Below are 21,363 nucleotides of genomic sequence, written 5' to 3'. Positions count from 1 at the left end.
CAATGGCAAACATTATAGTCACCGGAGCAAGCAACGGTATCGGATTTGAAACGGCTTTGGCATTGGCCGAGGTAGGCAACCGCATTGTCGCGGTGGCCCGTTCACAAGATGGCTTGAACAAATTGCAAAAAGCCGCCATTCGGCGCAATCCTGAATCGATTATACATACGTTGTCCTTTGACATCGTTTATGGCGACTATGAAAACGACCTGCTTCCGCTCCTGATTGAAAAAATCGGACAGGTGGATATATTGATCAACAATGCGGGTACACTCATCAACAAACCATTTGCCGAGACCACCAAAGACGATTGCACAACCATGCTGGAAAGCAATTTCCTAGGGCACATACAGATGATACAACATCTGCTACCATTGATGCCATCCGGCAGCCACATTGTGAATATCGGCAGCATGGGTGGATACCAGGGCAGCGTCAAGTTTCCGGGCTTGGCAGCTTACTCAGCTAGCAAGGCAGCGCTCCATGCGCTTACGGAATGTTTAGCCCTGGAACTTGCGGAGCTCGCCATTAAAATAAATTGCTTAGCTTTGGGTTCGGCTCAAACAGAAATGCTTGCAAAAGCGTTTCCGCAATATGAGTCGCCGGTGACGGCAAAAGAGATGGGCGACTACATCGCCAACTTCGCCCTCACAGGCCATCGATTTTTCAATGGGAAAGTATTGCCAGTGGCAGTAACCACCCCGTAGTAGCGAATAAAAATGGAGATGAAAACTATTCACGAATGAAAACATTACCGTTATCGCTATCATTGGCGTTTTCCGCACTTATCCTATTTTCTTGCCGAAATGAATCACGGGAAAATGCAGGCGGAAAAACACAAAACGACCCGGCAACGGAAATTGCCGAGGATATGGATGCAGCGCTACCGTCACTACCTTATATTGCGGCTTTTGTTGATGGATCCGAGCAGTTGGAGGCCGAAAAAAATCCCGAATTCAATCGCGCATCGCTATCGCTCGACGCACTTACGCAAGCGTTGATCGCAAATTATCCGGAAATCAATCTGGAAGTAAATCGGGTTTCGAATGATACGCTTTTTGTTCAGATCATCGACGCCCGGTACCTCACGCAGCAAATGGGTTCTTCCGGAGCGCAGATGTATATCATGGAAGCTACCTATGCCTATACGGAATTACCCGACATCAATGTTGTCCACTTCGATTTCACTGAAGGGGACCACGCGTTGCCGGGCAGTTACACCCGTGATTATTTTCAGGAAACACGTATCATTCGATAAACAAGCCGATCATTCCGTGGCAAACCGCCGTTTGCGATACTACTTTTTAATCATATATTTGCGTTTTTCAGCACATATACCAGTGTATAGTTGTTCATGAGAAAATTTTTCGGGTACCTCCTTTCTCCTATTTTTTATTTGCTTTTTGGCATCATCATTACCATATTTCACCCCATACAATGGCTGTGCTTAAAATTGGGCGGCTATCAGGGCCACAAAAAATGCGTAGATGCCCTCAATCTGTGTTTACTTGCTACCTATTACGTATTAGGTAATACCATAAAATTCACAAACCGGCAAAACCTCCCTATGGATAGGCCCATTCTTTTTGTGGCCAACCATCAGAGCATGTATGACATCCCCCCGCTGATCTTCTTTCTACGCAAACACCATGGTAAATTCATTTCCAAGATTGAGCTGGCAAGGGGGATTCCAAGCATATCATTCAATCTCCGTCATGGAGGTGCCGCCAACATTGACCGAAAGGACCCCAAGCAATCCATAGCCGAAATCCTCAAGCTGGCCAACAACATGAAAGCAAAAAATTGGTCGGCATTTATCTTTCCCGAAGGCACACGCGCCAAAACCGGAAAAATCAAGCCATTCAACGTAGGTGGTATCGCTACCATATTAAAGAAAGTTCCCGATGTATTGGTGGTCCCCATTGCTATCCGTAATTCGTGGCAAATGGTCCGCTACGGTTTTTTTCCGCTCAATCCCTTTACAAGGATGTCTTGGGAGGTACTGGAACCCATCGAGCCCCGGGGCCTCAATGCGGAAGACCTGGTAGCCCGGGTAGAGGTAAGTATCAAAGAAAAGGTGGAGAATAACACTCGGGAAACTAAAATCTAGCAGGTTAAATCAATTCACCCGCCGCCCTTTCCATTGGTATTTCCCCATATTGCCCGCTATACCGATATATACGATGTAAACGATGTGCACGATGGTAAGCAAGGGCAAATAAGCCAATAACCCCGTGCGTTTGGCGAAATGGCAAAGCGGGTACAGAAAAGTGCCCTCCGCAATTAATTTTGCTACGAGTGCCGCCGTAAATACCGATACCAGCTGTGTTCCGTTGCCAAAAAACAACACAAAGACACCAGCGACGAGTAACATAAAATTGAAGGCCCATACCGCTACGCCCAGTGCAACGATTCCTTTATTTTTATAGTGTGTACTCTTTGACGCCCACCGCCTGCGTTGGTTAATGAATCCAATCAGGTCTTTTTTTGCATCGGTATAGACGATGGCATCCCTTGATTTGCAGAAACCAATTTTGTCGGGATATTTTGCTGCTACCTTATGCAGGAACAACTCGTCGTCTCCGGAAGCGAGGTGATCGATTCCATTGAATCCGTCCATTTCATAAAATACATCCCGGCGATAGGCCAGGTTGGCTCCATTGCAGGTGGATGGCCGTTTATTTCCGATGCCCGCCGCGCCCAATCCGATTAGGAAGAGGAATTCCAGCGTCTGCAACTCTTCGAAAAAGCCCCGCTGATTTGAATAGACAACTGGTGAGGAAACGAGAAAGCATCCATTTTCCTCCACATAGCTCACTACCGTGGCCAGCCAATTTGGGGACATCCGGCAATCTGCATCGGTCGTGACAATAAGATCACCGGTCGCCGTCGCAATGGCAACGGATATCGCTTTCTTTTTGTACGAATTCAATGGCTCAGACTCGTCCAGCTTCAGCAACTTCACACCCTGTTCCTCGAATGATTGCACGATTGCTGAAGTATTATCCGTAGAGTGGTCATCCACCACGATGACTTCGAGTAAATCCCGAGGAAATTGCTGTGCTAAGATATCCGAAAGCGTACGCCCGATATTAGCCTCTTCATTGCGTGCAGCGATAAGCACACTTACCTTCGTTTGGGGTGATTTTTTCCTGGAATAGAATGGCAATGCGAACCATCCCGCCCGCATATAACATACCAGCAATACATATATGCCAGTGAATATGGCCAGCGCAATACTAACTAGCTGTGTCGCCAAAGAAATTGATTTTTAAGACAAACACCGAACCCAAAATGGCGGGCAATATAAGGTTTATAAACCAAATGCAAGAAGCAATCGCCATCACCGCAATATCATGGTCTGTAATGTGCGCATACAGGTAACTTGCCGTAACACTTCGGACACCGAAATCGAACAGGTCGAGCGTAGGCAATGCGGCCTGTACAAAGAAAAGAATGAATATCAATAACAGCATGGGCAAGAATTCTATGTCGGGGATAATAACCAACATGAGGATACAATACTGTGAAGTGAAAATAACAAATCTCGCTATCGAATTAATGAAGACTACCATCAGCTCCTTACGGCTATAGTTGGTTAGAATTTCAAAAAACCGATGGAACTTACGCAACAACCCAATGCGCCTTATCCAGCTATTTATCCATTTCACATTAAAATAAAGGATCAGGAAAAAAGCCGAATACCCTGCTGCGGCCAACCATAACGCCAAGCCCCAAAGGGGGCCGATATCGAAAAACCGATTGAGGAACCAAGCGATACTGAGCGAACCGGCTACACTCGTTAAGACCAATTGCGCCAACGCGCCAACACCCATTGCCACCACCCCAAAAATGCGCTTTCGAGGTTTAAGAAACAGTACCCGTCCCCCATATTCACCGATGCGGTTTGGCGTGAAGACCGCCCACGTCAATCCGCAAAACACGGATTGAGTAGCTTTCCAAAGACTTATCCGCTCAATATGCCGACAAAGGTACCGCCACTTCACCACTTCCAAAAGCCAGTTGGCAAACATCAAGGCAATGACCACAGACAACGTCGTTACTACGATATCCGTACCTAAGCTGCGCATCAGCCGCTCAAATTCCCGCAGATTCTGGTGATTGTTGAGTTTGCGGTATAGTACCCAAGCCACTAGAAGCAGAATGGCCATCTTGAGTACAATACCCAGTATTTTTTTTGTCCTATTGCTCAAACTCGATGATTTAGCGTGCAATGTTACTAATTTTTCATAATAATAAGCTGTCTATTGATGCGGTAGTACGGCACCGGCAAGAAGCTGTTTATGGAATTAGCTGCAAAACATCATCAATAGGGTAACAGGAAAGCTTAGCTTCCATCGGATATACATAACGGCCGTTTTGTTCAATTTTTGTTCATTTTAATCCTCATCGTTATGTTTCATCCAAAACAGGATATTTTCAGCCAAAGCTGGCTGGATGTCATTTTCGAAGGGCGCAACAAACAATATGGCGCCTATGTGTTACGAAAGGATGCATCCAAAAATGCCTCCGTAGCATTATTCGTTTGCCTCCACCGTATTTGTCATTGCACTTCTTGTTCCATTAATCAAAAACAGGCTGTTCCCGGTCACGGACAGCCACGCCATCCTCGATCCTTTTGAAAGGGAGCGTATTATCGAATTAGCTCCGCCGCCTCCGGTTGACAGGTCTTTGCCTCTTCCTGCGATTGCCTTGCCATCAACACCCCGTACAAGCCGGGTACGCATGCCGCCCCCCGAAGTGGTCAAAGCTAGTCAAGCAACCGAAGAACCCCCTTCAGTAGCAGCGCTCAAACTGGCAGAACCGGCATCTCAAACCCTTACGGGCAATCCCGGCGCGACCATCCATATCGACAGGCCTGTCGGGCACGGTTATGGCGAAGCTGTCATTACAGAAACCACCGGGCAGCGTGATGAGCCGTTTATAACCGTAGAAATTGAACCGATGTTTCCGGGCGGCATGCAAGCCTTTTTCGATTATGTTCAAAAAAATTACCGATATCCGGCTGGTGCGATAGCCAATGGCGTGAAAGGAAAAATCATCCTGACGTTTATTGTGGAACGGGATGGCTCGTTAACGGATATTAAAATCGTCCGTGACCTCAAGTTCGGTACTGGGGAAGAGGCGATAAGGCTATTAAAATCTGCCCCAAAATGGAACCCTGGTATACAGAACGGCCGTGAAGTTCGTGTTGCCTATACGTTACCCATTGGACTCGATATCAGCCGGTAAACCTCGGAACGAGCGGATGGTGAATTGACCATCCGCTCGTTCCTCAAAAAAGCGTAATTTTGCAGGATGCAGCAGTCGATCAATAAGGAACGGGTTATATTAGGAATTGACCCCGGTACAACCGTACTAGGTTATGGTATCATCAAGGAAGCTGGCAAACAGCTTTCCCTTATTAATCTTGGCGTCATCAAATTGGATCACCTGAATGATCATGGACTTAAACTGCAACGCATTTTTGAAAAGGCCAGCACGCTCATCGAGCAATACCAACCGGACTGCATGGCACTTGAAGCTCCTTTTTATGGCAAAAACATACAGGTGATGCTTAAGCTTGGCCGTGCACAGGGCGTTGCCATGGCAGCAGCACTAAGCAAAAGTATCCCTATTTTCGAATACGCGCCGCGGAAAATCAAGCAGTCCGTTACAGGCAACGGTAATGCAACCAAAGAGCAGGTAGCGGCCATGCTCAAAACACTATTGAAATTCAACGAAACCCCCCAATTTCTGGATGCTACCGACGGCTTGGCAGCTGCGGTATGCCATGCGTTCCAAAACAACGTGACCGTCGGTTCTAAAGCAAACTACTCCGGATGGACAGCGTTCGTTAAGGAGAATGCCGACCGCTTAAAGTAGCGGGGACTAGAGTTTCACCTGCCGGATCACATTTTTCACATTCAGTTCAATGATATCGGTCATTGTATGGCATTTCAGGTAGTTATCGTTCTTGTAATAATACGCATAACCTTCCCGGAGTTTCTTCACATTGGCAGCAGTCGATAATTCCTCGGTATTGGATACATCACGCAACGCAGCGATGCGGTGGCGTTCGCTCCGTATCCGGTGAACAATGGAGGAGCGTTCTTCTTGTTGGTATTGTAATACAGTCCGGTCGGTCAGGTGTTCCATGCATAATTGTACATAAGACAGGTTGTCCTTGAAGAACTGAGGCATGTAAACCCTCGGGTTTCCCTCATAAAATTGCTGATCGAAATCGATTGCCCGGATCCGGAATTGAAAATCGTCGAAATCGGGCGTTATCTGTACCACAAAGTTATATGCGCGCATATCACCCAATAGCGTAATGATACATCGTTCATTGAATTTCACAAACTCTTTGGCGATTCGTTTGGGATTATAATCCGGATTATACATCAATGAATGCGTAAACACATCTCCGGGAATACCAACGATATGTTCTTCCACGAGTGTCTGCCCATCCACCAGGTAGTTTACCGGGTTGGGGGATATGATTTGCTCCAATTCCAGCCCATATATTCGCGATGCATCAGCTTGTTTCACATAAAAGTAGTCGTACACATCGTTCAATCGGTTTACTATGCGTATTCTGAAGGGATGCGTATTCCCGAAAGCACAGTATTCCACCCGTTCGATATATTTGTGCTCCACGATACGCGTATTGCCAGATGCCTTGAGCTCCGCGTAGATGATTTTCAACCCATTATACAGGTTCTCCTGAATATGGGGTGGGTAGATCGGGGTTTCCCACAACGTATCCCTGCCGTTTTTGTCGATCACCGGCAGGGTTTCGTAGAAATCCATCAGATTTGCATAGCCAACGGGCATGCGTGCGTCCCGTTGGTAATTGCGAAGGTATTTCTGCAACGCTGGACTGACAGGATATACTGGTTTTTTCCGGGAAATCTTCACATCTTCCATTTCCATATATAGGGGTACCTTTTCTATGTAAAGGTACGGTTTTGATTGACAGGTGTATAAAATTGAAAAATTTTCATAAATAAACCGAATATACTACCTAATTTTGAATAATTGGCAACAAACACCTATTATTAAAACCAAAATGAGTAAAAACTTAAAAACACAACTGCGATAAAAGGAAGAAGCTCCTTTGGGAGAGGAGCTTCAACGCTAACCAATTATAAACCTATATTAAATTGAGGGAGGGCATCATCACAATCAGCTATTTTCTAATTATTCAGCTGATTCATTGATACAAATATAACAACATTAGTCATTAAATGAAATTTTTTAATCGAAAAAATTGATTTTTTACCAAATTTTTAAATAAATTTGAAATTATTTGAAATAATCATCATTAACTATGGAAAAAAAGTACGAAAATTTAGACCTTGATAACTTAGATATACAGATTTTATCTATGTTGATGAACAATGCATCCATACCTTACACAGAAATAGCCAAAAAATTGATTGTTTCAGGAGGAACTATCCATGTAAGAATGAAAAAGATGGAAGAATTAGGTATAATAAGAGGCTCAAACCTTACAATAAATCCTCAAAAAGTCGGATTTGACATCACGGCCTTCTTAGGAATCTATCTGGAGAAAGGTTCTCAGTATAATAATGCCGTCGAACAACTAAAACAGGTAAAAGAAGTTGTCGAACTCCATTATTGCACGGGTACTTACAGCATGTTTGCGAAAATCATATGCCGGGATACGACGCATCTCCGCAAAGTATTGAACGAAGATATTCAAGCCGTCAAAGGCATACAACGGACTGAAACCATCATTTCATTGGAAGAAAGCATTAAGCGGCAGATTAGTTTAACCTAGGCCGGTATCGGCACTACATAGCGTGCGGAACTGCGATCTCAACGCTGGACAACGCCATCCATGCCCAACTTTACATCAAAGGGTTTGCAATAGGCATCTAACAATACCGCCACATGCCTACGTGTTGCAAGTTGCTGTTCATCGTATTCTCCTTCGAAATGGAAACGACGTTTCCAATACTTTTGCACCTGGCCCTCCAACTCATCGCCACGCTGGCCGACGAATTTGATATAACTGAACAGATTTGCCAACGTGAGGGTATCGACATCGGCGTGATTTACAAACCATATCTGGCTCCTTGAAAAGAGCTGGTTCAGCACCGGCTTTATCTCACCGGCTGTTACCGCCGTATCGGCGTCAAAATATAAGCGTCCACTCGCTTCTACCCTACCCAATAGCATCCCGGTAGCACATACACGTTGAATAGCAGAAAAATGCGGGTCCTCTACCGGGACATCCACCAAAGGCAGCAGCCTGCTCCCGTACTGCAGAAGTTCTCCCTGTACATTGCGGACATCCAGTTTATCGGAAGTAATTTTATAGAAGGCGGTGTATGCGGCGGCCGCGCCGACAGCCTGCCCTACGTGCATGAGCAGTGGAACATCATCCGCTGTACCGCTTAGCAGGCTCCGGACGACCGGCCCGCGTTGGGTCAAAAACAGGTTGCTATCATCCGCCGGCACCAATGCTGCCAATGGCAGCGTAAAGCCGCGACCATCCGACTCACCCACAGCGACTCCCGTACGCGAAAGCCCCTCATAAGGTGGCGACTGGAAATAATCACCTGAAATATCGGTCCGCACACGGATGCTATCCAAGCTGCCGTATGCCAGTTGGCACAGGTATGCATCTGAAGACGCATCGACGATGGCCCGAACCTTATAGTTGGTCCGATCCGTCAACTCGACCTGCCAATTTTTGCCCGATTTTTTCACGGAGCGGAGCTGCCCTTTTTCAATAATGGTCAGGTTTTTCGACACCTTCACTACGCTATCGACCACGTTCTGCACTATCCTCGGATTGATCCGCCGCTTCGCAACGGCAGAAAGCGAATCGCTGGGCTTATCCTTCTGCAACGTTCCTGCCAAAAGAGCCGCCCATATCCCCGCATCCAAGTCGGCACTCGAAGCTATTGAAACGAATTCTGATGTCAATTCCGGCATCATCCGATCTCCGTTGATAACCCAAACCGTATTCAGGTTTGACATCGATGACTGAAGCGCTGCGGCATAGGCATCCACCCCATGGCCATACACCAACACCTGGGGGCGCTTACTTTGAGGAAGACCATGGAATGGCAATGTTAAGAGCAGACAAAAGAGTAAATACCGTTTATTCATACCTGTCGATTTAGAGGAAAGACGTAAAATTAGACATAATTGCTTCACCAAGGTTTATTTTTTGATCAAAACTAATAATTACCTTTGCATCATGACAAATGACGAGAAATCTCTCAATTTCATAGAGGAGATCATTGAAGAAGATATTAAAAACGGCAAGCACGGTGGACGGGTATTGACCCGTTTCCCGCCGGAGCCAAATGGCTATCTGCATATCGGCCACGCAAAATCCATTGTACTCAATTTTGGATTAGCACAAAAATATAATGGCAAGACCAACCTTCGGTTTGACGACACCAATCCGGTAACCGAAGAAACCGAATACGTAGAAAGCATAAAAAACGACATCAAGTGGCTGGGATTTGAATGGGCCGAGGAGTTATACACCTCCGATTACTTCGATACGCTATACGGCTATGCGGTGAAGCTCATCGAAAAAGGAATGGCCTACGTCGACGACAGCACCTCGGAGGAGATTGCCGCGGCAAAAGGCACACCGACCGAACCAGGCAAGCCGACACCTTACCGCGACCGCGACATCGCGGAGAACCTCCGTTTGTTTGAAGAAATGCGCTCGGGGAAATACCCCGATGGTGCCAAAGTGCTCCGGGCCAAAATCGACCTCGCCAGCCCCAATATGCATATGCGTGACCCGCTGTTGTTTCGCATAAAACATGCACACCACCACCGAACGGGTGATAGCTGGTGCGTTTATCCCATGTATGATTTTGCACACGGGCAAAGTGATTCGATCGAACAGATTACGCACTCCGTCTGCACGCTGGAATTCATCCCTCATCGGCCATTGTACGATTGGCTGATCGACCAGTTGGAAATATTTCCCTCCAAACAATATGAATTTGCCCGGTTGAATCTGAATTACACGGTAATGAGCAAACGGAAATTGCTCCAATTGGTCAATGAACAGTATGTTGAAGGCTGGGACGACCCGCGTATGCCCACTATCAGTGGATTACGCAGGCGCGGATACACACCGGGGAGCATCCGCAACTTCTGTGAACGCATCGGGGTGGCCAAGCGGGAGAACATTATCGATGTAGGCCTGCTGGAGTTTTGTATCCGGGAAGACCTCAATAAAACCGCATGGCGCCGTATGGCGGTACTCGATCCGATAAAATTGACTATCATCAATTATCCGGATGGAAAAGAAGAAATGTTGACTGGCGAAAACAATCCGGAGGTCGAAGACGGGGAAGGTGAGCGCGAAATCCCCTTTAGCAATGCACTATGGATCGAACGGGAGGACTTCATGGAAAATCCGCCAAAAAAATTCTTCCGCCTCGGACCGGGACTGATGGTTAGACTCAAACATGCCTACATCGTCAGGTGCGAAGATTTCGTGAGGGATACGGACGGTCACGTCACGGAAATCCGTTGCACCTACCTGCCCGAATCCAAAAGTGGGGAAGACACCAGCGGCATCAAGGTAAAGGGAACGATCCATTGGGTGAGCATACCCCACGCCAAGACCGTGGAAGTAAGGCTATACGATCGGCTGTTTAATGTCGAAAATCCGGCTGCAGAAAGTGATTTTAAGGCAACCATCAATCCGGAGAGCCTGCAAATCATTGAAAAGGCATATGTGGAACCCGACTTGCTGAATGCGATATCCGGCAAAGGCTACCAGTTCATCAGAAAGGGCTATTTTACACTTGACACGAAATCGACATCGGATCGTCCGGTGTTTAACCGTACGGTAACCCTGCGCGACACGTGGGCGAAGGAGCTGGTTAAAACACCGCTTCTATGATCCGCTTGGTCGGCTTTGGATTACCCATTGTGTAAAAATGCAGCACCGGTGCTCCCATTTCCTTGAGCTCCCTACATTGCTGAATCATCCACTCGACGCCAACTTCACGGACCTCCTGCTCTGTTTTACAGGCCTGCACAGCCTCGCTCAGCTCCAGGGGGATATCCAGGTGGAATATCTTAGGTAGGCTTACCAGTTGTTTGCTGCTCGTTAGTGGTTTTAACCCCGGAATAATGGGCACATGGATACCGTTTGCCCGGCAGTTGTCGACAAAAGCCTTGTATTTGCTGTTGTCAAAAAACATTTGAGTCACTATAAATTCGGCACCCAATGCTACCTTATTCTTCAGGTATTTGAAATCCGTGTCTAAGTTTGGCGACTCGAAGTGCTTTTCGGGATATCCTGCCACACCAATACAAAAATCGGTCTTTTCCGAGTTTTCCATATCCTCATGCAGGTATCGGCCGTTATTCATGTTGACCACATGCTGGAGCAGCTCAGAGGCATACGCATGACCACCGGGTGTCGGGATAAATGAGCTATCGCTTTTACGCGCATCCCCCCTCAATACCAACACATTCTCAATACCCAAAAACTGCAAGTCAATGAGGGCATTTTCAGTTTCCTCTTTGGTAAACCCGCCACAAATCAGGTGAGGCACGGCATCAACCTTATATTTATTAATGATCGCCGCGCAGGTAGCAACCGTGCTTGGCCTTTTACGATAGGCCACCTTTTCCAACAGACCACTCGGATGCTGCTTATAGATATAGTCCTCGCGCAGATAGGTGACGTCGATAAAAGGTGGAGCGAACTCCATCAGCGGATCAATCGCATTAAAAATTGATTGGATACTCTGTCCTTTTATAGGAGGCAGTATCTCAAACGAGTAAAGGGTCTTTCCCTTTGCATTTTTAATGTGCTCAGTAATCTTCATATCGACAAGCCTAGTTTATGCAGCCGCCAAACTTAGACAAATTATTGATATTGGTCAATACTCTTTTTATGAATACACATCCACCAAGCCATCCGGCAAGTCGACCTGCAGGCTGTTATCCTTTCGGTCGATCGATACAATGAGTTGATCGGTTAATGGAAACAGCAATTCATTTTCTTTGTATATCACCGCAGCTACGTATTGTTGTGGATATTGGTGTACGGCTATAATTTCCCCCAATTTTCCATAGGTACGATCATATACGGCGAATCCCTTCAAATCGGTGAGGCGGAAATCATCCGCGTCACGTTCGGGTTTCTTATTATTTGGTAGATAAACTTTTTTGCGGACGAGCGCCTTTGCGCTATCGATATGATCCACATCTGCCAGGAAGAGGTAAGCCGTGCGATTGGATTGCATCTTGAGACTATCCACGAAAAAAGGCACGAGCTTACGATCGATTTCCAGAAATAGGGTATCCAACGCCAAAGCCTCATAATCATCAAACTCAAAGAACAGTTGCACCTCCCCCTTAAGGCCCCGGGTCTTACTGATATATCCGATATAAAAACTACCTGCTACTTCCATTTTCCCCTTATAACCTCTTGAAACCAGTCAAAAAAAAGCCGCTCCGAGCGGATTAATCTCCCCCCTGAGCGGCTTTCCTTGGTACTGGATGAATACGATATTATTCCTCAGTTTTTTTCTCTTCCTCAGCAGGTACCTCGGCTACCGTTGCCGCTGCTTCAGGAGTTTCAACGGCAACTGCTTCCTCAGCTACCGCTGCTTCTGCCGTTGGTGTTTCCTCTCCGGTCGCCACAACCTCTTCGTCACCTGCCTCTTCAGCTTCGGGAGCTTCCTCGGCAGGAGGTGTGTTTTTAGCGGCTACCGCTGCAGCAATCGCTGCTTTCTTTTTCGCTTCAGCGGCCAAAGCAGCTTTCCTGGATTCCTCTTTGGATTGCGCCAAGCCCTCTTCCTTACCTTGTATTTTTGCTTCTTTAGCTTTCAGCCATTCTTCAAACTTGGCATCTGCGGCTGCTTCATCAAAAGCACCTTTTCTCACTCCACCCAACAAATGCTTCTTATAGAGCACCCCCTTATACGATAGGATCGCGCGGGTGGTATCCGTAGGCTGCGCGCCTTTTCCCAGCCAATCAAGTGCCTTATCGAAATTCAAATCGATGGTAGCTGGATTAGTATTGGGATTATAAGAGCCGATACGCTCGATGAATTTGCCGTCACGGGGAGCACGCGAATCGGCTACTACTACATGGTAGAAAGGTTTTCCCTTTTTACCGTGCCTTTGCAATCTGATTTTAACTGCCATTTTTTCTTTGTTAATTATGTATCCAACATAGTTCCCGGAAGCCTTGTGCTGCGGGGCTGCAAAGATAATCAATTATTTGATAATTAAAGAGCCAGCCGCATTTTATTTTCAGCTACGGTTATCGCTCATAACCAAATCGTTTCAGGTAATTATCCTTCTTTCGCCAATCAGGAATTACTTTTACGAAAAGTTCCAAAAACACCTTCTTTTGCAGGAATTCTTCAATGTCTTGTCGCGCGTACGTTCCCACCTTTTTGATCATACTACCCGCCTTTCCAATGATGATATTTTTCTGTGAATCGCGCTCCACAATGATTTCACCGCTGATACGTGAGATGCTTTCCTCTTCCTTGAACGCCGTAATGATTACCTCGGTACTATAGGGGATCTCTTTTTCATACAGCTTAAACACTTTCTCGCGGATAATCTCTGATACAAAAAATCGCTCATTTTTATCGGTAAGGGCATCTTTTTCATAATATGGCGGATGTTCTGGAAGGTTGTCCAGGATAAACTGCATCACCGCTTGAATATTATGCCCATGTAGCGCGGATGTCGCCAACGCAATTTGAGGGCCTATCGTATCCTGCCAATAGCCGATTTTACGCTTTACCTCCTCTTCCGTGGATTTGTCTATTTTATTGATCAATACTGCGACTGGAGATGTTGTTTTCTTCAGCTTTTCGATGACGTCGCTTTCATCGTATTTCTCATTGATATCGGTGACCAATAGAATAATATCAGCATCGATCAGCGAACCCTGCACGGAACTCATCATCGACTCCTGCAAGGTATAAGCGGGCTTAATCACCCCTGGCGTATCCGAAAAAACAATTTGATATGCCGGATCATTCACGATGCCGATGATGCGATGACGAGTTGTTTGTGCCTTTGGCGTAACGATAGACATCTTTTCTCCTACTAACGCATTCATTAGCGTAGACTTACCTGCATTTGGCTTTCCAATGATGCTGACGAAACCGGCTTTGTGAGGCATTTTTTTACAATTTGATTTGTTTTGCAAAGAAACAAATTATATCTTTGCAGTCCAATTCGGAAAAGGAATTAAAAAAATCTGGCAGCGATTGCTGGATATGATATAAGAAGAAACATTGCGGGGTGGAGCAGTTGGTAGCTCGTCGGGCTCATAACCCGAAGGTCATTGGTTCGAGTCCAATCCCCGCTACATAGGGAAACACCATACCATGGTAGTTTCCCTTTTTTATGCCAATAAAATCCTGTTGCCCAAACTATTACAAGTCGGCCAAAGCCAGTTCGACAATCACTACAACGCTTCTTATACTTTTATCCCTATCAGTCTAAAAAGTAATATTATCAATGACCTGATGATGTTTTTAGGGAGTTCGACATCTCCTTTGGGATATAGGTTTCTTGTACAGCCTCTCTCTTTCTGTAATTCTTTGCTACTAGATAGAGAAAATCCAAGATGACGCCGGCTTATCTTTTCTATCGGCTGAGCCACTCGGTTGCGGTCGCAAGGGGGATCCCGCATTTCATTCGAGGACTGGATGACGGTACCCTTTCTTTATTATTCAACGTGATTTGATGGTTTTTCCTGACGAACTTCGAGGGCCCGACATGCTTGCTTTCGGGAAGTTGATAATCCGCAGCCACTTCAGTAACAGGACAATAGGGTATACCGGATCGATTTCGTGCCAGCGCCTACCGAAGTTAACCGAAGAAGGGTGTTTATGATGGTTGTTGTGATAAGACTCGCCGAGCATCAGTACGTCAACCACCAGCAGGTTGCGTGAAGTGTTTTTAAGCCTGAAATTGATGTAACCGTATTTATGCGCAAACCAATTGATCACAGCCCCGTGGAAGGCACCCATGGTAATGACGATGGGAAGCAGCAGGAACCACCACAAGCTGCTGGCAAACAGCAGAAAAAAGGCAATGTAGGCGGCTACCCATAGCACCCTCGAAAGCGGGGCATTGCCCCACCGATCAAGCCGCTCCCAGTTTGGTAGGTTTTTTGTAAATCGCTCCTCCACCTGCATACGCCTCCTGTCAATGTCGAGGTAGATGTTCCGTGTACGCCACATCATGGCAAAGATATTTGATGAGAAGTTAGGCGAATGGGGATCCCGCTCGGTATCGGTATACGCGTGATGCATACGGTGCATGATGGCGTAGGCCCGTGGGCTCATGTAGGAAGAGCCCTGTGTAATATATGAAAACACGAAGAAAAAACGTTCCCAGAACCGGCTCATCGTAAATGAGCCATGCGCTGCATACCGATGCTGGAAAAAGGTCTGCGAAAACAACGAGAGATACCATATCCCTATGAAAAAAAACAAAATGACCATGATAATGGGCTTTAAAATGTAAACGATGGATGCAGAGATCGAATATTAAAGCCCACTTTGGCTGCGGTAAGAGGAAAGTGGTAACCCGGAGACGTGTATCTGTATCTTATTAATTATCATAAAGGTAGGTTATTTAGTTGGAAAAACACCAAACTAATGCCTGTATTTATTTTCTGATCGCGCCCAGTCATGATACGATGCTGCCGTAGGGCTTTTCAAAGGTATGTTGCAGCGCCAGGTACGAAATAAGGTATGCGAGCGTGCTTTCCGCTCCCTGGTTGCGGTTAACGCCGTCGTGTTGCAGCCCATCACAGCAACCATGGGTATCGAAATCATAGACGCTCACGCGGAGGTCATTCTCACCCAAGAACCACATGAACGAGGTATACAGTCGGCTGAGGTAACGGGGATCTCCCGCATAGTTATAAGCCTGGAAGTAAAGCAGCACCATGGCCATGGCATCAACGGGCTGTTGGGCAAATGGCGAGGGAACACCGGTTTGCCTATACCAATTCTCGTTGCCGATGAGGCTCAAGTGACCTTTGGACAGCGTATGCGATTCCAGGAATTCCAGACTTTCAAATGCCACATCCCTGAACGATGCATCGTTTGTCACCTCGGCGGCACACAGCATGGCCATGGGCAGCAGTCCATTGTCGTAGGCCAAGAGCGATTCATACCAGTGCCAAGTGTCCGTACGGTGCTGTTGGTAGGCGTCATAAAGACGCTGGGCCAGCCTCCGCACGCATTCGGCAATCTCTTCGTTTGACGGATTGTCCTTCAAATAGTAATAAAGGCCTATAAGCGTATTGGCAATGCTCCGGATAGACTTCAGGTGTTCGAAATGGGGTACCGCATTGGCGAATAGCCGTTGCACGACCTGATAATAGGCATCCATCGGCGAATAGGCTGTCGCATAGCCAAGCGCCCAAATCGCCCTTCCGAAGGCATCTTCCGAGCTCACTTCATCGAGGAAACTTCGGTTGAACCCCATGAAGTTCCGGAAGGTGCCATCTGCATTCTGCGCGTAATTAAGGTAACCCAAGTAAACAGCGATGTGTTTGAGCGCCGCGTCACTGTTGGTCCGCCTGTAAGCCATCAGCATCATGAGCAGCGCGCGTGCATTGTCATCAAGGCAATACCCTTCGTTGTAATTCGGAATCCCGAAGTTGGCATGCTGGAATATACCCACATGGTCTGTGAGCCGTTCGATGTGGTCGAAGCGCAATGGCGGCAGTATGCTGCGGTCCAATGCCGGATCCTTTTTGAGGATCGCTTTGGGGGCGTTGGCCGCAAGATCCTGGCTAAGTTCATGGTATCTTGCGCCCGTTTTCGGCCAGGTGATGGATTTTCCGTATTCCCCGGCCTTGCGCCGTAAAGTCTCTGATTTATCGGGATGTCCAAGTAAATCCAGCAACAGCCCGGCCAATTGCGTATCGTCGGCGAAGTTGAACAACTCCCCACGCCCTTCGGCCAGCAGCTCGGCCGCATGCCAATACGGAGTGGATACGACAGCGGAACCGACACCAACTGCATAAGACAGAGTGCCACTGGTAATCTGTGCCTCATTGAGGTAGGGCGTGAGGTAAATATCAGAAGCGGCGAGGTATTTGAACAGATCGTCCTCCGATGCATACTGATTGAGGAATACCACGTGGTCTTCGAGGCCCAGTTTCTTGACCAGCCGGTGCAAAAACAGCCGATATTCTTCTCCCGCGTGCTTGACCACATTCGGGTGTGTTTTGCCTAGGACAATGTAAACGACGTCGGGATATTGGGCTACCACCTGCGGCAAAGCGCATATGACGGTTTCGATACCTTTGTTGCGGCCAATGAAGCCGAATGTCAATAACACCCGTTTTGCCTCCAGCCCCAACTCAATCCGGGCTGCCGTCCGATCGTACCGGATGGGCGGCACACCGTGGGGCACCAGTTCGATTTTTTCTGCAGGTACCCCGTACGTTTGCCGTAGTATCTCCACCGCTTTGTGGGCCATGACGATTAGTTTGCCGGCAACCCTGGTGATTTCTTTCATCACCGCCAACTGGTTGTAGGATGGTTTATTCAGCACCGTGTGGAACGTAGCCATCACGGGAACCTCCAGACTATGCAGCAACGTCAGGATGAATATGCCGTTCTGCCCGCCGAAAATTCCAAATTCGTGCTGGACAATACATACATCCACCTGGTTTTGGTTAATGAACTCAGCCGCCTTGAGGTACGTGCCATGGTCATCCTGGTCGATGATAAATTTCACTTCCGGAGGATACATATAAGTACTGCCGGGATCATTGATGGCGACGACAAAATTGCCTGATGTCCCGGAACCGCCGCCGGTGGATTGGAAGAGGTGCTGCGTAAATGACCCGATACCGCATTGGCGGGGGGCGTAAGTGCCTATAAAAGCGATTTTCATCTGATTAAATTATTTATGAGTGTAGGTTTAAGTCGGACAAATTGGAGAAACCCCGATAATACGCTACCGTTGCGCCATCCCTTCTGAATACCCGTGCTCAACCAGGTGTGAGTGCTATTGTGTGCTAACACTTATAAAACAAGTCATCGCAAGTTACATCATTCAATGACTGTAAATAGTCAATAACTAAGAACTCGTACACTTTGCGTCCTGTAAGCGCGGAGTGGAAGGAACAAAAAAACCACCAGGGTTAATGCCCGGTGGTCTTCATACAATATCTGAAAAATAGAAATTAATTCAATTTTACGTTTACTGCGTTGAGGCCCTTTTGGCCCTGCTCGACTTCAAATGAAACATCATCATTTTCGCGGATCTGGTCTTTCAACCCGGAAGAGTGAACAAATACCTCTCGTCCACCGTCTTTGGGGGTGATGAAACCGAAACCCTTAGTCTCATTGAAAAATTTTACTACGCCTTCTTGCATGGCTTTTGAATAAAAAATTAATTGAATTATTAATTGGCTTAAAGGTAAGAATAAAATATTGTAATTCAGCGTTTTTTATTTCGGTCGAGCAAGATCGTATAATATGCAACACCTATTGCACAAGCATAGACCTGCGCGACACTGATAATGGAGCAGGCGGTCACGCGGTAGGTATTTTATACGCCACGGCGTTCATATTCACGCCAGCGCCCATGGAAGCAAATACAATCACACTTCCTTTCTGCAGGACTTGATCAATTAATTTCCCTTTATGCATCAAGTCGTATAAAGTGGGTAATGTTGCTACAGAACTGTTCCCGAGCCATGAAATCGTCATGGGCATCATGTCTTTTGGCGAGCTATACAGGTCGTATAGTTCAAATAGGTTCCTCAGGATCGCCTCGTCCATTTTTTCATTTGCCTGATGGATCAGCACTTTATCGACTTCCGTGACTATTAGGCCCGCGCGGTCAAGACACTGCTTCATGGTTTGTGGCACGGCTTTTAACGCATACTCGTATAGCTTCCTGCCATTCATTTTGAGAAACAGGTGATCATGGCCGTATTCAGGATTGGAAGATTTGCCCATTCGTAATACATAGGCCAGTTCGGCAGCGTAAGACTTAGTGGCATGGCTCAGCACGCCTACCGGTGTGTTACTCTGCCTGGCTTCCAAGACGACAGCCCCGGCTCCATCGGCGTAGATCATACTATCCCGGTCGTGCGGATCAGAGATCCGTGACAGCGTTTCCGTTCCGATAACCAATACCCGTTTGGCACTGCTGTTGCGGATGAAACTATCTGCCTGGATCACACCTTGTAACCAGCCGGCACAACCGAAAGGCAAATCATAGGCGATGGTTGACGGGTTTTTGATAGTTAAACGATGCTTGACCCGGGATGCCAATGCCGGCACGAATTCGCTTCTGCGGTTATCTGCCCTGATGTCGCCAAAGTTATGGGCAACGATGATATAATCCAGCGTTTCCCCGTCTATCCCGCTGGACACCAGTGCCTCCTGTCCGGCGAATGCGGCAATGTCAGACGCTACCAGGTCATCTGTCACGTACCTTCTTTCCTGGATACCGGTAATCCGGCCAAATTGCCTGATGATCTCCGCATTCATTTTTTTCAGCCTAGTACCATCTTGATCATAAAAGGCATGTTCAAGGAAATCTTCGTTTCGTATCTTTCTCGTCGGAATATAACTGCCGCTTCCAACGATAACGGCATAAGTCGGATGATCCATTGCGTTGTGATATTTGAATTATTCCTTTCCAAGGAGCTTTAGCATTTTTGCATGCAGAAGCAGGGCTTTCATAAATGTTTCCTGTTCGTGATAAGGCAGCCCGAATGCTAATGCTGTTGATTTGACAATTGGTGCAATTTTGGGATAATGAACATGACAAATTCCCGTAAAAAGGTGGTGTTCGATCTGAAAATTGAGGCCCCCAATAAACCAGGATAATACTCGGCTCTTCGGTGCAAAGTTAGTCGTATTGCCCAATTCATGTATTGCCCAACTATCTTCCATGTGCATCTTTCCTTCCGATTTGACAGGTGCTGCAAAGGCGGATGTCTCCATGATGTGCGATGGCTGGAAAACACAGGAAAGGAATAACCCTGCAGTAAAATGCATGAGCAGGAATCCGGCCAATACCAAGTACCAGGGCATGCCGGAAAATAAAATCGGCAGGACCAGTATATACCCGTAATAAAACAGCTTGTACATGGTAATGCGGAATATGGCCTGGCCAAAAGAAACTTTCTGATTGGCCAGCAAGTCATGCTTTTTGTAGCGTATAATCTGCAGGTAGTCCTTTGCTGTCATCCAGAAAAGGGTCATGTTCGTATAAAAAAACCATGCGAAAAGATATTGGTAACGATGGAACCAATACCAGGGCTGCCGCGGAGAAAAGCGCAGCAATTTGATGCTACTGATGTCATCATCTAAACCTTCAATGTTGGTGTAGGTATGATGCAATAGATTGTGCTGGATTTTCCATGTTGCCGAATAACCACCCACGATCTCCAGGATGTGTCCGATCAGACTGTTTACTTTTTTATTGGGCGAGTAGGTTCCATGATTGGCATCATGCATGACTGCCGTGCCTATGCCTACCATTCCCCACCCCATCAGGAACCAAAGCGCGAAATACAGCCAATAATTACCAGCTGCCTGGCCCGTAACCATCAGGACATAGGGCACCACGTAAAGCAGTAACATGAAATATGTTTTTATCCACATGGTTGTATTTGCATAAGGTGAAAGCTGATTCTTTTCAAAATAGGCGGAGACTTTCTCTGTTACAGCTTCGTAGAAGCTATCTGCGCCTCTGGGTGCGAAACGTACAATGGGTAGCTTTTCCGCCTTCATCTGAACAACATTTTAATTTGCAGATCGGATTATTTGCCCATTAAAGGAAACAAGCTTGCAAAAGTATTGTTTAGAAAAAATTAAATCGGCCTGGATTTTCATTTTGATTAGGGCTTGTGTTGCGGAGATACCGCGAAAGCACCATGGGTGGTTTTTAACTTCGTCCCAATATTCATATCAAAATCCCGCTACGATTTCTGTTAAGATATCACGTTAAAAAAACGCGGACTCTTTTCAAGAAATCATCAAGATCAAAAGGTTTCAGGATAATATCGTCGGGACCTCCCTCTTTGTCCAATGACGCATAAAGGTTGTCAACTGCGGATACCAGTATAATCGGGATTACCTCCATCCCAGCGGTTTGCTTGATGCGCTTGCACAGGGTGCGGCCGTCAATATTCCCTATCTTCACATCAAGTAAAACCAGATCGGGGGAAAATTTAGCCATGGTTTCAATAACCGATTTGCCATTACGGAGACAACAGGTTTGATAACCGGCATCCCCCAGGATTTGGGCGAGCAGAAATTGTAGCTCAGTATCGTCATCCACAATCAATATTTTCTTTCCCATGGT

Annotated in this window: 22 protein-coding genes and 1 tRNA gene; 9 read left to right on the top strand and 14 right to left on the bottom strand. The window is 46.7% G+C overall.

Annotated elements, in window-relative coordinates; genetic code table 11:
* The first annotated feature begins 2 nt into the window (after positions 1–2).
* The 3 genes from IEV98_RS08065 (at position 3) to IEV98_RS08055 (ending at position 2,110) form a co-directional block, all read left to right on the top strand.
* Positions 3–707 (top strand): SDR family NAD(P)-dependent oxidoreductase, encoded by a 705-nt coding sequence (locus IEV98_RS08065; RefSeq protein ID WP_188505356.1) that lies wholly within the window; start codon positions 3–5, stop codon positions 705–707.
* Between the two features lie 35 nt (positions 708–742).
* Positions 743–1,258 (top strand): hypothetical protein, encoded by a 516-nt coding sequence (locus IEV98_RS08060; protein WP_188505355.1) that lies wholly within the window; start codon positions 743–745, stop codon positions 1,256–1,258.
* Positions 1,259–1,354: 96 nt separating this feature from the next.
* Positions 1,355–2,110, top strand: coding sequence for a lysophospholipid acyltransferase family protein (locus IEV98_RS08055; protein ID WP_188505354.1), 756 nt, complete (start codon positions 1,355–1,357; stop codon positions 2,108–2,110).
* A gap of 9 nt (positions 2,111–2,119) precedes the next feature.
* Here the strand turns inward: IEV98_RS08055 and IEV98_RS08050 are convergent, their stop codons facing one another.
* Both IEV98_RS08050 and IEV98_RS08045 read right to left on the bottom strand, forming a co-directional pair.
* Positions 2,120–3,259 carry a glycosyltransferase family 2 protein gene (locus IEV98_RS08050; protein WP_307726852.1) on the bottom strand — a complete coding sequence of 380 codons (1,140 nt, stop codon included), beginning with the start codon at positions 3,257–3,259 and terminating at the stop codon, positions 2,120–2,122.
* Positions 3,240–4,214, bottom strand: coding sequence for a lysylphosphatidylglycerol synthase transmembrane domain-containing protein (locus IEV98_RS08045; protein WP_188505353.1), 975 nt, complete (start codon positions 4,212–4,214; stop codon positions 3,240–3,242). The genes IEV98_RS08050 and IEV98_RS08045 overlap by 20 nt, the downstream gene beginning before the upstream one ends.
* Positions 4,215–4,415: 201 nt before the next feature.
* On the opposite strand from IEV98_RS08045, the gene IEV98_RS24800 reads away from it, so the two are divergent.
* From IEV98_RS24800 to ruvC, 3 genes are all read left to right on the top strand, one after another.
* The gene (locus IEV98_RS24800) at positions 4,416–4,643 is read left to right on the top strand and encodes a hypothetical protein (protein WP_503826834.1); all 228 of its coding nucleotides are present in this window, start codon (positions 4,416–4,418) and stop codon (positions 4,641–4,643) included.
* 70 nt (positions 4,644–4,713) lie between these two features.
* Positions 4,714–5,253, top strand: a complete 540-nt coding sequence (locus tag IEV98_RS24435; RefSeq protein ID WP_229738619.1) for an energy transducer TonB — start codon at positions 4,714–4,716, stop codon at positions 5,251–5,253.
* 66 nt (positions 5,254–5,319) lie between these two features.
* Complete coding sequence (gene ruvC / locus IEV98_RS08035; protein WP_188505352.1) at positions 5,320–5,886, top strand: crossover junction endodeoxyribonuclease RuvC; 567 nt, start codon at positions 5,320–5,322, stop codon at positions 5,884–5,886.
* A 6-nt stretch (positions 5,887–5,892) separates the two neighbouring features.
* On the opposite strand, the gene IEV98_RS08030 is transcribed toward ruvC, so the two are convergent.
* Complete coding sequence (locus IEV98_RS08030) at positions 5,893–6,936, bottom strand: hypothetical protein (protein ID WP_188505351.1); 1,044 nt, start codon at positions 6,934–6,936, stop codon at positions 5,893–5,895.
* 397 nt (positions 6,937–7,333) lie between these two features.
* Between IEV98_RS08030 and IEV98_RS08025 the strand changes: the two genes are divergently transcribed.
* Positions 7,334–7,807 carry an Lrp/AsnC ligand binding domain-containing protein gene (locus IEV98_RS08025; RefSeq protein WP_188505350.1) on the top strand — a complete coding sequence of 158 codons (474 nt, stop codon included), beginning with the start codon at positions 7,334–7,336 and terminating at the stop codon, positions 7,805–7,807.
* Positions 7,808–7,845: 38 nt separating this feature from the next.
* Here the strand turns inward: IEV98_RS08025 and IEV98_RS08020 are convergent, their stop codons facing one another.
* A complete protein-coding gene (locus tag IEV98_RS08020) occupies positions 7,846–9,147 on the bottom strand; it encodes an FAD-dependent oxidoreductase (RefSeq protein WP_188505349.1) in 1,302 nt (433 codons plus the stop codon).
* Between the two features lie 91 nt (positions 9,148–9,238).
* On the opposite strand from IEV98_RS08020, the gene IEV98_RS08015 reads away from it, so the two are divergent.
* Positions 9,239–10,918 (top strand): glutamine--tRNA ligase/YqeY domain fusion protein, encoded by a 1,680-nt coding sequence (locus tag IEV98_RS08015; RefSeq protein WP_188505348.1) that lies wholly within the window; start codon positions 9,239–9,241, stop codon positions 10,916–10,918.
* Here IEV98_RS08015 and IEV98_RS08010 read toward each other — a convergent pair.
* The 4 genes from IEV98_RS08010 to era all read right to left on the bottom strand — a co-directional run bounded on the left by IEV98_RS08010 (position 10,899) and on the right by era (position 14,179).
* Positions 10,899–11,855: a methylenetetrahydrofolate reductase gene (locus tag IEV98_RS08010; RefSeq protein WP_188505347.1), complete on the bottom strand. Its 957-nt coding sequence runs from the start codon at positions 11,853–11,855 to the stop codon at positions 10,899–10,901. The genes IEV98_RS08015 and IEV98_RS08010 overlap by 20 nt on opposite strands.
* A gap of 66 nt (positions 11,856–11,921) precedes the next feature.
* A complete protein-coding gene (rimM, locus tag IEV98_RS08005) occupies positions 11,922–12,443 on the bottom strand; it encodes a ribosome maturation factor RimM (RefSeq protein WP_188505346.1) in 522 nt (173 codons plus the stop codon).
* Positions 12,444–12,543: 100 nt separating this feature from the next.
* A complete protein-coding gene (locus tag IEV98_RS08000; RefSeq protein ID WP_188505345.1) occupies positions 12,544–13,182 on the bottom strand; it encodes a 30S ribosomal protein S16 in 639 nt (212 codons plus the stop codon).
* Positions 13,183–13,300: 118 nt separating this feature from the next.
* The gene (era, locus tag IEV98_RS07995) at positions 13,301–14,179 is read right to left on the bottom strand and encodes a GTPase Era (RefSeq protein ID WP_188505344.1); all 879 of its coding nucleotides are present in this window, start codon (positions 14,177–14,179) and stop codon (positions 13,301–13,303) included.
* 116 nt (positions 14,180–14,295) lie between these two features.
* Here era and IEV98_RS07990 point away from each other — a divergent pair.
* Positions 14,296–14,368: transfer RNA gene (locus IEV98_RS07990), tRNA-Met, on the top strand.
* A gap of 367 nt (positions 14,369–14,735) precedes the next feature.
* Here the strand turns inward: IEV98_RS07990 and IEV98_RS07985 are convergent.
* From IEV98_RS07985 to IEV98_RS07960, 6 genes are all read right to left on the bottom strand, one after another.
* Complete coding sequence (locus IEV98_RS07985; protein WP_188505343.1) at positions 14,736–15,512, bottom strand: acyl-CoA desaturase; 777 nt, start codon at positions 15,510–15,512, stop codon at positions 14,736–14,738.
* A gap of 187 nt (positions 15,513–15,699) precedes the next feature.
* The gene (locus tag IEV98_RS07980) at positions 15,700–17,928 is read right to left on the bottom strand and encodes a glycosyltransferase family 4 protein (protein WP_188505342.1); all 2,229 of its coding nucleotides are present in this window, start codon (positions 17,926–17,928) and stop codon (positions 15,700–15,702) included.
* 292 nt (positions 17,929–18,220) lie between these two features.
* On the bottom strand, positions 18,221–18,412 hold the full coding sequence (locus IEV98_RS07975) for a cold-shock protein (protein ID WP_188505341.1): 192 nt from the start codon (positions 18,410–18,412) through the stop codon (positions 18,221–18,223).
* Positions 18,413–18,572: 160 nt separating this feature from the next.
* Positions 18,573–19,661, bottom strand: coding sequence for a 3-oxoacyl-ACP synthase III family protein (locus IEV98_RS07970; RefSeq protein WP_188505340.1), 1,089 nt, complete (start codon positions 19,659–19,661; stop codon positions 18,573–18,575).
* Positions 19,662–19,679: 18 nt separating this feature from the next.
* Complete coding sequence (locus tag IEV98_RS07965; protein WP_229738618.1) at positions 19,680–20,789, bottom strand: fatty acid desaturase family protein; 1,110 nt, start codon at positions 20,787–20,789, stop codon at positions 19,680–19,682.
* A gap of 208 nt (positions 20,790–20,997) precedes the next feature.
* Positions 20,998–21,360 (bottom strand): response regulator, encoded by a 363-nt coding sequence (locus IEV98_RS07960; protein WP_188505339.1) that lies wholly within the window; start codon positions 21,358–21,360, stop codon positions 20,998–21,000.
* Between the last annotated feature and the right edge of the window lie 3 nt (positions 21,361–21,363).

It is taken from the genome of Parapedobacter pyrenivorans (assembly GCF_014636865.1).
Taxonomy (GTDB): domain Bacteria; phylum Bacteroidota; class Bacteroidia; order Sphingobacteriales; family Sphingobacteriaceae; genus Parapedobacter; species Parapedobacter pyrenivorans.
This window is presented reverse-complemented; position numbering and strand designations above follow the sequence as displayed.

Excerpts from the sequence above, each read along its gene's own strand:
- IEV98_RS08065 (WP_188505356.1), top strand. The coding sequence starts at position 3 with ATGGCAAACATTATAGTCACCGGAGCAAGCAACGGTATCGGATTTGAA.
- IEV98_RS08060 (WP_188505355.1), top strand. The coding sequence starts at position 743 with ATGAAAACATTACCGTTATCGCTATCATTGGCGTTTTCCGCACTTATC.
- IEV98_RS08055 (WP_188505354.1), top strand. The coding sequence starts at position 1,355 with ATGAGAAAATTTTTCGGGTACCTCCTTTCTCCTATTTTTTATTTGCTT.
- IEV98_RS24800 (WP_503826834.1), top strand. The coding sequence starts at position 4,416 with ATGTTTCATCCAAAACAGGATATTTTCAGCCAAAGCTGGCTGGATGTC.
- ruvC (WP_188505352.1), top strand. The coding sequence starts at position 5,320 with ATGCAGCAGTCGATCAATAAGGAACGGGTTATATTAGGAATTGACCCC.
- IEV98_RS08030 (WP_188505351.1), bottom strand. The coding sequence starts at position 6,936 with ATGGAAATGGAAGATGTGAAGATTTCCCGGAAAAAACCAGTATATCCT.
- IEV98_RS08025 (WP_188505350.1), top strand. The coding sequence starts at position 7,334 with ATGGAAAAAAAGTACGAAAATTTAGACCTTGATAACTTAGATATACAG.
- IEV98_RS08020 (WP_188505349.1), bottom strand. The coding sequence starts at position 9,147 with ATGAATAAACGGTATTTACTCTTTTGTCTGCTCTTAACATTGCCATTC.
- IEV98_RS08015 (WP_188505348.1), top strand. The coding sequence starts at position 9,239 with ATGACAAATGACGAGAAATCTCTCAATTTCATAGAGGAGATCATTGAA.
- IEV98_RS08010 (WP_188505347.1), bottom strand. The coding sequence starts at position 11,855 with ATGAAGATTACTGAGCACATTAAAAATGCAAAGGGAAAGACCCTTTAC.
- rimM (WP_188505346.1), bottom strand. The coding sequence starts at position 12,443 with ATGGAAGTAGCAGGTAGTTTTTATATCGGATATATCAGTAAGACCCGG.
- IEV98_RS08000 (WP_188505345.1), bottom strand. The coding sequence starts at position 13,182 with ATGGCAGTTAAAATCAGATTGCAAAGGCACGGTAAAAAGGGAAAACCT.
- era (WP_188505344.1), bottom strand. The coding sequence starts at position 14,179 with ATGCCTCACAAAGCCGGTTTCGTCAGCATCATTGGAAAGCCAAATGCA.
- IEV98_RS07985 (WP_188505343.1), bottom strand. The coding sequence starts at position 15,512 with ATGGTCATTTTGTTTTTTTTCATAGGGATATGGTATCTCTCGTTGTTT.
- IEV98_RS07980 (WP_188505342.1), bottom strand. The coding sequence starts at position 17,928 with ATGAAAATCGCTTTTATAGGCACTTACGCCCCCCGCCAATGCGGTATC.
- IEV98_RS07975 (WP_188505341.1), bottom strand. The coding sequence starts at position 18,412 with ATGCAAGAAGGCGTAGTAAAATTTTTCAATGAGACTAAGGGTTTCGGT.
- IEV98_RS07970 (WP_188505340.1), bottom strand. The coding sequence starts at position 19,661 with ATGGATCATCCGACTTATGCCGTTATCGTTGGAAGCGGCAGTTATATT.
- IEV98_RS07965 (WP_229738618.1), bottom strand. The coding sequence starts at position 20,789 with ATGAAGGCGGAAAAGCTACCCATTGTACGTTTCGCACCCAGAGGCGCA.
- IEV98_RS07960 (WP_188505339.1), bottom strand. The coding sequence starts at position 21,360 with ATGGGAAAGAAAATATTGATTGTGGATGACGATACTGAGCTACAATTT.